Origin of the sequence: Desulfoluna sp., from assembly GCF_030145185.1 — a bacterium.
Classification (GTDB): Bacteria; Desulfobacterota; Desulfobacteria; order Desulfobacterales; family Desulfolunaceae; genus Desulfoluna.
Genome location: NZ_JAQYWB010000060.1, coordinates 1 through 12,986, shown reverse-complemented (window position 1 = coordinate 12,986; position 12,986 = coordinate 1). Strand labels below are relative to the sequence as shown.

Sequence of the window (12,986 nt, the reverse complement as noted above, 5' to 3'; positions counted from 1 at the left end):
TTTTGACGGGGCACCTGAATAGCTCACAAATCATGTCAGAGTCTCATCGAAAGGCAATATGGAAAGAATACGGGGTGAATATAGGGGTAAAACTTATATTTTAGAATGGGCATTTCATGGTTTACCCGTTGATTTAGATCTGTTGACTCATCATTGTTGTGATGCACTGTTTTTGATGTGTGAACGGGGTTTTTGAATAGTGAATAGTGAATAGGGAGTAGGGAGTAGGGGATAGGGAGTAGGGGATAGGGGATAGAAAACAGAATGTAACCATTCAGCTTCATCCTGTCTCTGGCGGGTCTCTTTTTGAAAAAAGTTTCGCAAAAGCGTTTCAGCCCGTAGGGTGCGGCTCCCGCACCGTTCAACGTCACGCAAACCGCCGGCCCCGTCTCAACATTTATCACAAAATGTGGCGTTGCAGGTTTGTCGGACGTTAAGCGGTCCGCACGGCGCACCCTGCATTTCGCATCGACACGGTTGCCAAAGGACAGACCCTTTATACGGTTTCCTTCTTCATCGACCCTGCCGTATCGGTGTGTGACGATTTGGTGGCATGAGCTGATGAGTTACCCCGTTTTTTCATCACCGGGTCAGGGAGAGGAGCTGGGTACGCAGGTTGGCGCCGCTGTTGTTGAGGCCCAGTTTTTTTCGGATGTTGTTGCGGTGGAAGTCGATGGTCCCTTTGGAGAGGTGGAGCATGGCGGCCATCTCTTTGGAGGTGAGCCCCTGGCGGATGAATTCAGCCACTTTCAGTTCCATGGGGGTGAGGTTAATAAAGGGGGAGGCGAGGCGGCGTGAAAAAGGGGAGATGATCTCTGACAGGCTCTGCACAGCCGTCTCGAGATGCTTTTCCTGAATCGGGCTCAGGGTCTGCTCCGATATTTTTTCAAGGGAAGGCAGCACGAGGTGCCTTAAGGTGGCGGTCATGTTTTCTCCCAACTCTTCCCGGTCCTTCTCCCGCTGGGTGAGGAGGGCACGCAGGGCGGCCTGGCTCTCCTCAAGGCGGCTCACCTTCTCTTCCACTTCGGCTTTTCGGCGCTCCAGGGCTTTTTCCATGCGCACCTGGCGGGTGACGTCCAGGAAGGTCCCGGCGATGGTGAGCACATGGCCGTCGGTGTTTTTTTCTACGGCCTTACCGCGGGTGCTCATCCAGAGCCAGGTGCCGTCCCGTCCTTTCAGGCGGTGGCGGACGTGGACGGCGTCGGTCTCCCCTTTCAGGTGAAGGGTAAACGCTCCGGAGACAAGGGGCCGCTCCGACGGGTGAAGCCGTGCCAGGAATTCACTCTGGGGCATGGACTCCCCGCTTTCGACACCGAATCGTTTGCCCCAGCTACGCTCCAGGGTGACCACTTTTTCGTCAACTCGCCAGTACCACACTCCGAGCTCGGCGCCTTCCAGGGCCATGATCAGGGTCTCTTCCCGGTTTTTCAGCTCCTCTTCCCGGTTTTTTTGATCGGTGATGTCCACAGCAATGCCATGGAGCCTGACGGGGACGTCATCTTCCTTGATCAGCCGGGCACGGGTGGAGATCCAGATATGGGAACCGTCCTTGCGCCGAACGTGAAATTCCAGAGCCTCGGTAAAACCGGTGCGTTTTTTCGGGTTCGCGAGGATGCCGATGGCATGGGTTTTCTGGTCTTCCCGGATCAGGTCGAAGAAGTTGAGGGTGGGCAGCTCCTCACGATCGTATCCCAGCATCACCAGGGCGGTGTCGTTGGCGTCGATGAAGTTGCCCAGAAAATCGATGACGTAGACCGCGTCCAATGCTTTTTCGAGCAGGCCCATAAATCGATCATTGAGCACCAGTTCGTGGATGCGTCGGGTGAGTTCCTGAATTTTCGTTTCGTTGTCTGGCATGATAGCTCTCGGTGACAAGTGATCGTGGCGAACCGTGTGCCGGAAGGGGGCACGTTGCTGTGAGCAAAGAGATCCTCTGGCGGGCGGTATCGGGAAAATGAAGCTAACCTCCTCCGCCGCAGATGTCAATTGAAGGGTGTTGTTTTTAACGGGTATTTTCTATACAATGCCTCAACGTGTTAAAAGAAGAGAACATGATTTAGCTCGTGGGTTTGTGCCCTTCGGCAGGCCCCCACCCTTCACGCAAATGCAGATGCCTTTCAGCCTGGAATAAGGCGACTGGAAATAAATAATCATACATTGACTCACCAGAATTCCGTTGGGATTTGACCCGAGGAACGAGGGGCAAAGCCCAGCGGTAACCTGCTTTCAAGGTGGCTCACCTTGCCGCCGGAGGCCTTTATTCCTCCTTAGTCTTTACCCTGTGAAAGCATTTTTTTGGGCCTGAATGGTCATCACAGAGGCCCCCCTTACCTGAACGAAATGCGTTTAAGAGACGGACATACCGTGAAAATATGGAAACGCTGGACAAAAATTTATGGCAGGACGGCGCTCTTCATCCTGTGTCTTTTTGCCCTTTTTGTCTTCGGATATCGCAATGTGACCTACAACTGGCAGTGGTACCGGGTCTGGCCCTACCTTGTGACCGTAACGGATCAGGGCCTTCAGGCAGGCCTGCTCTTGAAGGGGATGCTGGTGACCTTGAAAATATCCGGGCTCAGCCTTGTGTTGACGATCGCGATCGGATTTTCAACGGCGATGATGCGCTTCTCTTCATCGCCTGTTTTACATGCCCTGGTGGTGGGGTATGTGGAGGCGATCCGCAACACCCCTTTGCTGATCCAGCTTTTTGTTATCTATTTTGTTGTCTCGCCGGTGATGGGCCTCTCTGCTTTTTCCTCGGCGGTTATCGCCCTTTCCCTTTTTGAGGGGGCCTACGCCTCGGAGATTATTCGCTCCGGAATTTTGGCGGTGGACAAAGGCCAATGGGAAGCCTCCTTCAGTCTTGGCATGAAATCCTGGGGCACCTTTCGTGAGGTGATTTTTCCCCAGGCCCTGAGACAGATGCTTCCCATGCTGGCCGGGCAGGGCGTGTCTCTCATCAAGGACTCGGCCCTGGTGAGTACCATCTCAATTTTTGATCTCACCATGCAGGCCCAGAGTATTGTGGCAGAGACCTTTTTGACCTTTGAAATCTGGTTTACCGTGGCTTTTTGTTACCTGATTTTGACAGCGACCCTTTCTGCCTGTATCGCGCGATGGGAGCGGCGAGTTGCCTTGCGGGGGTAGGCCAACGGCCATAGCCCGGATATTTCACGAGTTGGGTGCGCTCATATGCAAGGCATCAGAGCTGAAGATGTAGTGGTTTACCTCAAAGCTCTAATAACGCGGCAGATGAGTGCACCTGGCTCGCCCGAAGGGTGAGAAAATCAAACAGAATACCGTGGATTACATTTTGCATTTTTGAAACGACTGAAAATATTACCGCAAAGAACTGTAATTACGGATTATTCCTTAGTCCTGATTGTTTTTTCATGAAATATCCGGGATAGGCAATTTGCTGAGGAGTCGTCTCGCTCTGGTTTTTGGCTTCTGAATGGCCGAAACGATAATCAATGCCTGTTTTTCGCCTATGGCAAACATGAATTTATCGGGTTTACTCATAAAAACCTGTTTGTCTACTTTTTCATGGGCTTGGCCCGGCAGGGCCGCCAGAGGCGTAAGCTGAATACTTCCCTTTTATCAATGAACCTTCAATTAATGGAGACGAATATGAAGCGATGGCTGACGTGTTGGGTGATGGTTCTGGTGCTTGCGTGCAGCGGGCAACTCTGGGCGCAGGAGAGTGTGATTGAGTCGATTCAGAAAAAGGGGGTGATTCGTGTGGGGATGTCCACCTTCGTCCCCTGGGCCATGCGGGACAAGACCGGCGAACTCATCGGGTTTGAAATCGATGTGGCACGCGAGCTGGCCAAAGACATGGGCGTCAAGGCAGAGTTTGTTCCCACCAACTGGTCCGGTATCATCCCGGCCCTGCTGACCGGCAAATTTGACGTCATTATCGGTGGCATGGGCATCACCCCAACCCGAAATCTCAAGGTGAATTTTTCGGAACCCTATGACTTTACGGGCATGTCGATCGTGGCCCACCGTAAAAAGGCCGACGGGCTCGCCACCGTTGACGATTTTAATACCAAGAGCGTGACCATCGCCGTGCGTCTCGGCACCACCGCTGAGATGGCCGCCAAGAGACACATGCCCAACGCCACCTTTAAACTTTTTGAAAACGAAAGCCAGGCCCTTCAGGAGCTGTATCTCGGTCGCGTTCATGCCGTGGTGGCCTCGGCCCCTCTGCCCCGTTTTCAGGCCCTGAAGTATCCCAATAAGCTCGTGGCTCCTTTAGGCGAGTCCTTTACCCGAGAGCCCATCGGGCTTGCGGTGCGAAAAGGCGATCACGATGCGCTCAATTATTTCAACAACTGGATTCGCGTCAAACAGGCCGACGGTTTTCTCGCCAAAACAAAACGTTACTGGTTCGAAACCCGGGGCTGGGCAGGGCAGGTGAAATGATCCAATGCAGCCTCCGGCGGCAAGGTGGCGCCACCTTGAAAGCGGGTTTGCGAATGCGCGTCGGGTGTCATCCCTCCAGTCTGCAATGCGTCCGCATTCGCCTGAAGGGTAAGGAGGCGCACAGTGCGGTGCACGTCCATGAGCTATAGGCAAGCCGGATCCAAATCAGCCGTCGACGTTAACCGGAATAATTCCGGCGGCAAGGTGATCCACCTTGAACGCGGGTTTGCGAATGCGCGGCGGGTGTCATCCCTCCAGTCTGAAATGCGTCCGCATTCGCCTGAAGGGTACGGAGGCGCACAGTGCGGTGCACGTCCATGAGCTATAGGCAAGCCGGATCCAAATCAGCCGTCGACGTTAACCGGAATAATTCCGGCGGCAAGGTGGCGCCACCTTGAAAGCGGGTTTGCGAATGCGCTTCGGGTGTCATCATCTAAACGCGTATGCTTGTCCGGAGCCGGTAACACTCTGGAGGCTCAGCAGCCGAATCGTTCCACTCAGTGGTCATCTTCAAAGGTGTTATGAGTATTCCTGGAAGCAAGAGAGATCGGGTTGGCGTGGTGGATGGCGTGGCGCTTTTTGTGGTGGGCCTTTTTCTGGCGTGGTTTTTTTGTCGGATGGGGGCGGTGCTGGATTATCGATGGGAGTGGGGGACGATTCCCTCTTATATTCTGCGACGAAACGACGGGGGAGGCTGGGTTCCGAACCTTCTTCTGACGGGGTTTTTTACCACGGTGAAGCTCAGCTTCTGGGCGACCCTTCTGGCCTCACTCATCGGGGTGCTTACCGGTGCCATGCGGGCCTTCGGAACACCGGGTCAAAAGTTTCTCGGCTGGCTTTACGTCGAGACCCTTCGGAACATCCCTGCCCTGGTGCTGGTTTTTCTCTTCTATTTTTTTATCAGCAGCCAGTTTCTCGATTTTTTGGGCATGGATCTCTGGCTCCGGACGCGTTCGGACACCACCCGGGTGATGGTCGCCTTTTTCTTTGCCGGAGAGGCACAGATCAACGCTTTTTTCTCTGCGGTGATGACCCTGGCTATTTACGAAGGGGCCTATGTCACCGAGATTGTCCGGGGCGGGCTGGTGTCAGTCTCCCACGGTCAGTGGGAAGCGGCACGAGCCTCAGGTCTGACAGAGTTTCAGGCCTTTCGGCATGTCATCCTGCCCCAGGCCCTGCGAAAAATCCTCTCCCCCCTGGCCGGTCAGTTTATCTCCACCATCAAGGACTCGGCCATCATGAGCGTCATCTCCATTCAGGAGCTCACCTTTCAGGGCATGGAGATCATGGCCGCCACCTTTCTTACCTTTGAGGTCTGGATTACCGTCACCCTTCTCTATTTTATCCTTACTTTCAGTCTTTCGCGGGCCGTGGCTGTGATTGACCGGCGGACTGTAAAATTTTGACGTGTTCTAACCCGGCTCGCTCGAAGGATGAGAAAATCAAACAGTTAAAAGTGGCCTCCGGCAGCTCTGCCGGAGGCCATTTTTTTAATCAATCTCCGCCTGGCGAATTTGCCTCAGGGCCTGGCGAATGCGCTCTTCGTTTTCCACAAGGGCGAGGCGCAGGTAGCCTTCGCCTTCTTTGCTGAACCCGGCGCCGGGGGCGACGGCCACGTTGGCTTTTTCCATAAGCTCCAGGGCAAAGGCCATGGAGTCGTGGCTGTTTTTGTAGCGGTCGGGGATCTTGATCCAGACAAACATGCCCGCCTTGGGGGCGTCCACCTCCCAGTCCATGCGCCGGAGGATGTCACACATGGTGTTTCGCCGTTTTTCGTAGATTTGAACCTGTTCGGTGATGTTGGATTCGCAGTCGCGAAGGGCCACGATCCCTGCCGCCTGAATGGCGGTGAAGATGCCGTAGTCGTAGTAGCCTTTGATTTTTTCAAGGCCCTTGATCATCTCGGCGTTGCCCACGCAGTACCCCATGCGCCAGCCAGCCATGTTGTAAGTCTTGGAGAACGACCCGAATTCCACGCCCACGTCTTTGGCACCGGGGACTTCGAAGAAGCTGGGAGCTTTGTAGCCGTCGTAGGTGATGCGGGAATAGGCGAAATCCTGGACCACCATGAAGCGGTATTTTTTCGCGAGTTTCACCACCTCTTTGAAAAAATCGACATTGGTCACCTGGCCCGTGGGGTTGTGGGGATAGTTGAGGAGCAGCATTTTGGGCGTGGGGTACATGGATTCACAGAGCCCGACAATCTGCTTGAGCATGGTCTCATCGTCTGCCATGGGAAACTGCAAAACGTTGGCCCCGGCGATGATGGCTGCGTAGATATGGACTGGAAAGGCCGGGGTGGGGACCATGACCGTGTCTCCCGGGCCCATGAGGGCCAGGCAGAGGTGGGAGACCCCCTCCTTGGAACCGATGGTGGTGATGACTTCAGAATCGGGGTCCAGGTTAACGCCATAATCCCGGTCGTACATCAGGGCCAGCTCCTGCTTGAGGTGCTTCATGCCACCGGCCACGGGGTATCGATGGCTCTTAGGGTCCTGGGCCACTTTGCAGAGCATCTCCGTCACTTTGTCCGGTGCCGGGTCCACAGGGTTGCCCATGCCGAGGTCAATGACATCCAGGCCTTTTCGGCGCATCTCCATTTTTCTTTTGTTGATCAGGCCAAAGAGATACGAGGGCAGGTGGTTCATTCGCTCAGAGTATCGGATAATGGGTTCTTCTGTCATGTGGTGCCTCCAGTTTTTTTTGGGTAAGAAGGCTTCCGGGAGACGTTTCGGGGCGGGGACCCGGGGACAACCCGAGGCAAAAAAAAAGCCATGGGATGTCGTCGTCAACCCATGGCGTTCTTACTGCAGTCTGTCTATTCAGAGGGCAGGGAAACGACAATGGGTTGACCCCATGGCCGCTGCCGCCGCCAATATGTGGCATGCGTGATTCATTTGGTATCCTGTTAAGATCATTTTTTACACTTTTTACGTGGATTGAGGAGCGCTGTCAATTGGAAAGTGGTGTGTCTTCCTGTGTCCTGATGCTGGGACGAAGGTCAGGCTGGAATGACGGTTTCTGATGTGCGTTCCCGGGAGGCTCACCTTGCCTCCGGAGGCCTCTCTTTTGGTATGCAGCGGTTCATGATTTGGGTGAAACCGTCTGCGAATTGGCGCTGGGAGACCCCGTGTACAACGGTGATTTCTCGGGACCCAGAGTCTGCAACCCGGGTTTTTCCGCAGGGGTTGTCTGTGCTCGATTCCCTGAGGTCCACATCCAGGTACGTCTGGATCGCGTGGTATCCCGGCATCTCCCCGGCCATGATCAGGGTGGCCAGGGGATCGAAAATGGGTACGGGGATGCCTTCGTTGTGGCTTCCGGATTTTTTTTGGAAGATATTTTTTGCCAGGGTAGCCAAAGGGTCTGTGGCGGTGAGTGCCGTGGCGTAGTCGGGACTCAGCATGACATGGTTGCAGGCATCGAGGGGCACCAGGGTCAGAGGGATCTCAGAGTCGCAGATGCATTTGGCGGCCAGGGGATCCACAAAGACGTTCCATTCCGCGGCAGTATTGGTGCTGTAGATCGGCCCCTGGTCCCATTCTGTCCGGGCGTTGTTCAGGAGCGCCACGTTGCCGTCCACATAGACAGCTCCCGCCATGGCCACAATTTCTGAGATGTTTTCGATGCGGGGTGATGGCGAGATCTCAAGCAGTCTGGCGATATTGGTGAACCCGCCGAGGGAGAGGAAGGTGATTTTATCATGCGTTTCGTCGAGGGTCTGCGCCATGAATTCCCAGGCGGAGCGTTCGTCCACGGGTAGGGAGAGGGGCGGGTTCAACGTCCCGAGGAGTCCCATGATGTCGTTCATCTCATTCTTAAAGGGCTGGGGGAACCGGTGCGTAAATTTCAGGGGCGAGGGGGCTCCAGCACAGATTCGCGCCTGCGTCTGATGTCCCAGCTCCATCAGGGTTTGGGCGATCACCAGGCCCCAGCGCAGGTCGGTTTCTCCGCAGCCCGTAACGGTGATACCCAGAATATCGATTCCGGGGTGTTTGATTAAATAAAGGATGGAAAGAATATCGTCCCACCCCATGTCCGTGTCAATAATCACTTTTTTTTTCATGTAACCCTCCTCTGATGGCCGGCGCTGCGCTGTTCATATTTCTTTTGAAACGTGTGATGAGATTACCGATGCAATGTATAATGTTTGGGGGCGTAGCGAAACCGTTTTACCTGGAAAGAGAACGCCTGTGGTGTCCTGCATGTTTGTCGATGGCCGTGATGCCCTTTGCCTTCCCACGTGTTGGTTGCGTCGATGCCCCTGACATGAATGATTGAAGAATAGTCCCCATGACCTTGAAGAATAGTCTTTAAATAGACGGTAGTATTTTGGGGGGCGCCTCGCCCCTTGGAACTCATCGCATTGCCTGGGCGCTTGTCGCTCTTTTTTGTTTCCTGGCACGCTTTGTGAAATGTTATCTGCTTAAATGACCGTTTCAACCCATGATGATTTCGCCGATGATGATCGGCTTTTATAAAGAAAATGGAGGCAATCTCAATGAAGACCCTTAAAAAATTTTATATCCATGGACTGCTCGCCGTCGTTATGGTGGCTTTTAGCATGACAGCTACCCCGGCTGTCGCCGGATTCTTCGACTTTACCCAGGGGCGCGTGGCTGATCCGGGTTCTGAGCTCCATGCGCTGGGGTCCCAGGCTATAGAGAGAGGCCTTGGGGGGATCAGTTATTTTACCAACGGTGAAGGCCGTGTGGTCGAGGTCCGGGCCAAAGAGATGATCAATGGGGACCTGCGTGTCTCCGTACGGCGGGTTCACATCCCTGAAAATTATGTCGCCGAAACCCATGACCAGACCCTTGAAGCAGAGCGTACCTGGAACAGCCTGGAGTCCCTTGCCGGACAGCAGCCCTGGGTGGGTGGATACGCGGTACTTCCCCATAACGCGGGGGTGAAAGCTTATAAATTCGGCGTTATGGTGGAGAACGAACTGAGCAGAAATCACCAGACCGACCGATGATCCATGAGTCACGGGGCCGATCTCTTCTGTGAGGTATGGGTGACGAAAGCGATTCATGCCTCCACGCGGAGGGGACGGCCAGAGATCTCCTGGGAACGGGCGCAAATACCATGCGCCCGTTTTTTTTGTGGGGGCGCAGAAAGCATTGACAGTGATCACGGGTTCCCCCATGATAGCCACGCTTATCCGATACTTTTAATGGAGATTTCAATGGAAAACAGTCTGTTTGCGTATCTTGTCGCCATGACGCTTCTCACCATCACGCCGGGCATTGACACGATCCTGGTGATTCGTAACACCACCCGGGGCGGAGTGAAAGACGGTTTCTTCAGCAGTCTGGGGATCTGCTCCGGGCTGTTTGTCCATGCGACCTTTTCGGCGGTGGGGATCTCGGTGATTCTCCTGCATTCGGCCGTCGCCTTTGGGATGCTCAAACTTATCGGGGCCGGATACCTGATCTGGCTGGGAGCGGTCAGCCTTCGGTCGGCCATGAAACGAAGGGATCCAGCCCTTCAATCGGAGCTCCCCGCGGGCTTCGGGGATTTTCGACTGTCCCGGTCCCTGCGGGAAGGGTTTCTTTCCAATGTCCTGAATCCCAAGACCATTGTCTTCTATATGGCTTTTTTGCCTCAGTTTATCGACCCCACCCGCTCCGCTCTCACCCAGGCCTTAAGCCTCGCGGGCCTTCATTTTCTCATCGCCATGATCTGGCAGACCTTTCTTGCGGTCATGGTGGACCGCGCCAAGGTGATCCTGATGAAAGCCAAGGTCCAACGCGTCATGGATGGTGTCACCGGTGTTCTCATGATGATGCTGGGGGCTCTCCTTGCCTGGGACAGGTAGGGGCACCGGAAAGCCGCTTGGAAAGCCTGCCGGGGATGCCTCTTTTGAGATTATTCTCATCATCACCGGTGAGGCACCACCGGCCATTCGGCGGTGGGTGGCCTTTGCATCGGTGCGTTAAGCAACAGCGATGATTATCATTTTGCGGACCGTCGCGCCGAGGACGCAATGATGAGTCTCTCTTGTCACGCAGGGCGGGACTTCCAGCGTCATTTTCCATCCATTGACAGCCCCCAATGTCTGGCCTATAAGGGCCTCCTTTACGTCATTTACCTACAAAGGAGTCCCTTATGGAAAATAGCCTGTTCGCCTATCTGATCGCCATCAGTCTTCTGACCATCACGCCGGGTCTGGATACGATTCTGGTGATCCACAACACAACTCGGGGCGGGGTCAAGGATGGCTTTTTCAGCAGCCTGGGGACCTGCACGGGGTATTTTGTCCATGCGACCTTTTCAGCCGTCGGGATTTCCGTGATTCTTTTGCACTCCGCCTTTGCTTTTGGCATGCTTAAACTTGTCGGCGCGGCGTACCTGATCTGGCTTGGGGGCTTCAGCCTTTGGTCCGTGGCGAAAAAAAGCGACGACACCGTTCAGGAGGAGACGCCGTCAGCCGTCGGGGATTGCCGCATCATCCGCTCCCTTCGTGAAGGCTTTCTCTCCAACGTTCTCAATCCCAAGATTATTGTCTTCTATATGGCCTTTCTGCCCCAGTTCATCGACCCTGCACGCCCGGCCCTCCCCCAGGCCCTCGTCTTTGCGGGCATTCATTTTGTAATCGCCATGGCCTGGCAGACCTTCGTCGCCTCCATGGTGGATCGCGCCCGGGTGATCCTCATGAAAAAAAAGGTAAGACGCACCATGAATGGCGTGACCGGTGCCTTGATGGTGATGTTTGGCGTTCTCCTTGCCTGGGACAGGTGAGGATCGATGCAAAAATAGATAGAACGCAGATTGCGGATGCGCTTTACCCCTCTCCTTCGAACACCCCTTTTATCCCCTGGATCGCTGCCTGAATCACAGGTTCATTTTTCCTCTTATTTAAAAATCCGAAGGAGAGGGGGAGGCTGGGGCCTGCGCATGTCCGACAGGTAAAGATCGATTTTTTAAGAAAAATCCGGGTTAAGGTTTTGACGGGGATGGTCGAAAAGTAAGAGAACAGGAGTCAGGCAGAGAAAGAACAATATCACGTTGCAACGCAGAGGCGAGGGGACGGATGGTTTCATTTTTTGGATTCGGACGCGGGAAAGCCTTAGGGCATCGGCCCATCTCGCCGGGACGACGGGTGACAGCCCGTGTGGTGCATTCCGACCCTGACGGCTCCGCCACCCTTCGGATTGGCAAGCGCGAGATCGCCGCCACCTTGGCCCATCCCATGAAAAACGGAACCTCCATGCGCCTGCGTGTGACCGACGTGGATACAAGCCGCATCGCCTTGCGTCAGATTACTTTTGCGGATCATCCGGTGGGGCGTTACCTTGTGGCGCTTCGAAATTTGGGGCGTCAGGGCCCTTTCCAGCATCTGTTCACCCTTTTTGGCTCATCCCTTCCCAAGGGCAGTGCCGCCGTCTCCCAATTAAAAGAGAAACTTCAGGATTTTGTGGCGCAGCTCGCCGTCAAGCCTGGAAAGAGTGGTGCCGAGGATGTCCGGCGCATGGTGCGTCAGTCCGGGTTGATGCATGAGCACAATCTTCTTCAAGGGGCGGACGGGAAAGAGGAGGACATCAAAGGGCTTTCCATGGCGCTTGCCCATGCCGCCAGAAAAGAGGGCTCTCTTTCGAAGGCGGTGAAGGCGCTTATTGACGGGATTGAAAAGCTTCAGGTGGTGAACCGGGCCACTGGAGAGATTTCAGGGCGTTTTCTGCTCCCCCTGCCCCTGTTTATGGATGGAAAGCTCAGCTTCGGTCAGCTGTTGATCGATCGCGGCGAAGAGGGACGCCCAGGGCGTGGGGAGGGCGACCGGGTGACGCGCTTGTCCATGCACGTCAATCTCAGCAAAATCGGGGACCTTCGAGTCGATCTCTCTATTTATAAAGGGGCGGTAAGGGGGACTCTGTCAGTGACCAATCCGGAAGCGGAAGCCCTCCTCCTCCATGATTTGGATACCTTAACCGAGAGCCTTGCCGAGAAAGGTTTCTCCGTCAGGGGGCTGGGCGTGCAGCGGGTGGAACGGGCTGTGATGGCGGGCACCTCTCTGGTCGATGATCTCGTCTGTGGCATGGATGGACTTCATGTTGCGATCTAAAAAAGGGCGGCAGACAGCCGTGGCGCTGGGGTACAACCGGTCTGAAGGCAACGCGCCCAGAGTCACGGCCACGGGCCGAGGCCCTGTGGCGGATAAGATCATTGCGCTGGCCAGGGAACACGGGGTGCCGGTGCAGTGCGACCCCGATTTGGTGGAGGTCCTGGCCGCCCTGGATCTCGACACAGAAATCCCTGAAGAAATTTACGCTGTGGTGGCGGAACTCCTTGCTTTTGTCTATCGCACCAACAACAAACTCCCCTAACCCGGATATTTCATGAGAAAACAATCAGGATTAAGGAATAATTCGTAATTACGGTTCTTTGCAGTAATATTTCCAGTCGTTTCAAACATGCAAAATGTAATCCACGGTATTCTGTTTGATTTTCTCACCCTTCGGGCGAGCCGGGTGCACTCATCTGCCGCGTTATCAGAGCTTTGAGGTAAACCACTACATCTTCAGCTCTGATGCCTTGCATATGAGCGCACCCAACTC

Annotated in this window: 11 protein-coding genes; 8 read left to right on the top strand and 3 right to left on the bottom strand. The window is 54.7% G+C overall.

From position 1 onward, the window contains the following. Positions 1-582 precede the first annotated feature (582 nt). Positions 583-1,857, bottom strand: a complete 1,275-nt coding sequence (locus Q1Q75_RS17215) for a PAS domain S-box protein (protein ID WP_300673118.1) — start codon at positions 1,855-1,857, stop codon at positions 583-585. Positions 1,858-2,364: 507 nt separating this feature from the next. On the opposite strand from Q1Q75_RS17215, the gene Q1Q75_RS17210 reads away from it, so the two are divergent. The 3 genes from Q1Q75_RS17210 (at position 2,365) to Q1Q75_RS17200 (ending at position 5,834) form a co-directional block, all read left to right on the top strand. After that, the gene (locus Q1Q75_RS17210; protein ID WP_300673116.1) at positions 2,365-3,147 is read left to right on the top strand and encodes an amino acid ABC transporter permease; all 783 of its coding nucleotides are present in this window, start codon (positions 2,365-2,367) and stop codon (positions 3,145-3,147) included. Positions 3,148-3,630: 483 nt separating this feature from the next. Beyond that, a complete protein-coding gene (locus Q1Q75_RS17205) occupies positions 3,631-4,428 on the top strand; it encodes a transporter substrate-binding domain-containing protein (RefSeq protein WP_300673114.1) in 798 nt (265 codons plus the stop codon). Between the two features lie 521 nt (positions 4,429-4,949). Beyond that, positions 4,950-5,834 (top strand): amino acid ABC transporter permease, encoded by an 885-nt coding sequence (locus tag Q1Q75_RS17200; RefSeq protein WP_300673112.1) that lies wholly within the window; start codon positions 4,950-4,952, stop codon positions 5,832-5,834. 84 nt (positions 5,835-5,918) lie between these two features. On the opposite strand, the gene Q1Q75_RS17195 is transcribed toward Q1Q75_RS17200, so the two are convergent. Further along, entirely contained in the window at positions 5,919-7,112 is a 1,194-nt protein-coding gene (locus tag Q1Q75_RS17195; RefSeq protein ID WP_300673110.1) for an aminotransferase class I/II-fold pyridoxal phosphate-dependent enzyme, read from the bottom strand. Between the two features lie 359 nt (positions 7,113-7,471). Then, on the bottom strand, positions 7,472-8,494 hold the full coding sequence (locus tag Q1Q75_RS17190; RefSeq protein WP_300673108.1) for a nucleoside hydrolase: 1,023 nt from the start codon (positions 8,492-8,494) through the stop codon (positions 7,472-7,474). A 435-nt stretch (positions 8,495-8,929) separates the two neighbouring features. On the opposite strand from Q1Q75_RS17190, the gene Q1Q75_RS17185 reads away from it, so the two are divergent. From Q1Q75_RS17185 to Q1Q75_RS17165, 5 genes are all read left to right on the top strand, one after another. Continuing rightward, entirely contained in the window at positions 8,930-9,406 is a 477-nt protein-coding gene (locus Q1Q75_RS17185; protein ID WP_300673106.1) for a hypothetical protein, read from the top strand. A gap of 210 nt (positions 9,407-9,616) precedes the next feature. After that, positions 9,617-10,249, top strand: a complete 633-nt coding sequence (locus Q1Q75_RS17180; protein ID WP_300673104.1) for a LysE family translocator — start codon at positions 9,617-9,619, stop codon at positions 10,247-10,249. Positions 10,250-10,539: 290 nt separating this feature from the next. Further along, positions 10,540-11,172 carry a LysE family translocator gene (locus Q1Q75_RS17175; protein WP_300673102.1) on the top strand — a complete coding sequence of 211 codons (633 nt, stop codon included), beginning with the start codon at positions 10,540-10,542 and terminating at the stop codon, positions 11,170-11,172. Between the two features lie 292 nt (positions 11,173-11,464). Continuing rightward, on the top strand, positions 11,465-12,493 hold the full coding sequence (locus Q1Q75_RS17170; protein ID WP_300673100.1) for a flagellar hook-length control protein FliK: 1,029 nt from the start codon (positions 11,465-11,467) through the stop codon (positions 12,491-12,493). Continuing rightward, the gene (locus tag Q1Q75_RS17165) at positions 12,480-12,755 is read left to right on the top strand and encodes an EscU/YscU/HrcU family type III secretion system export apparatus switch protein (protein ID WP_300673097.1); all 276 of its coding nucleotides are present in this window, start codon (positions 12,480-12,482) and stop codon (positions 12,753-12,755) included. The genes Q1Q75_RS17170 and Q1Q75_RS17165 overlap by 14 nt, the downstream gene beginning before the upstream one ends. Positions 12,756-12,986 lie beyond the last annotated feature (231 nt).

What these genes read in the sequence shown, in the direction of transcription:
- Q1Q75_RS17190 (WP_300673108.1), bottom strand. Translation starts at nt 8,494, where the DNA reads ATGAAAAAAAAAGTGATTATTGACACGGACATGGGGTGGGACGATATT.
- Q1Q75_RS17205 (WP_300673114.1), top strand. Translation starts at nt 3,631, where the DNA reads ATGAAGCGATGGCTGACGTGTTGGGTGATGGTTCTGGTGCTTGCGTGC.
- Q1Q75_RS17185 (WP_300673106.1), top strand. Translation starts at nt 8,930, where the DNA reads ATGAAGACCCTTAAAAAATTTTATATCCATGGACTGCTCGCCGTCGTT.
- Q1Q75_RS17175 (WP_300673102.1), top strand. Translation starts at nt 10,540, where the DNA reads ATGGAAAATAGCCTGTTCGCCTATCTGATCGCCATCAGTCTTCTGACC.
- Q1Q75_RS17215 (WP_300673118.1), bottom strand. Translation starts at nt 1,857, where the DNA reads ATGCCAGACAACGAAACGAAAATTCAGGAACTCACCCGACGCATCCAC.
- Q1Q75_RS17170 (WP_300673100.1), top strand. Translation starts at nt 11,465, where the DNA reads ATGGTTTCATTTTTTGGATTCGGACGCGGGAAAGCCTTAGGGCATCGG.
- Q1Q75_RS17200 (WP_300673112.1), top strand. Translation starts at nt 4,950, where the DNA reads ATGAGTATTCCTGGAAGCAAGAGAGATCGGGTTGGCGTGGTGGATGGC.
- Q1Q75_RS17195 (WP_300673110.1), bottom strand. Translation starts at nt 7,112, where the DNA reads ATGACAGAAGAACCCATTATCCGATACTCTGAGCGAATGAACCACCTG.
- Q1Q75_RS17180 (WP_300673104.1), top strand. Translation starts at nt 9,617, where the DNA reads ATGGAAAACAGTCTGTTTGCGTATCTTGTCGCCATGACGCTTCTCACC.
- Q1Q75_RS17165 (WP_300673097.1), top strand. Translation starts at nt 12,480, where the DNA reads ATGTTGCGATCTAAAAAAGGGCGGCAGACAGCCGTGGCGCTGGGGTAC.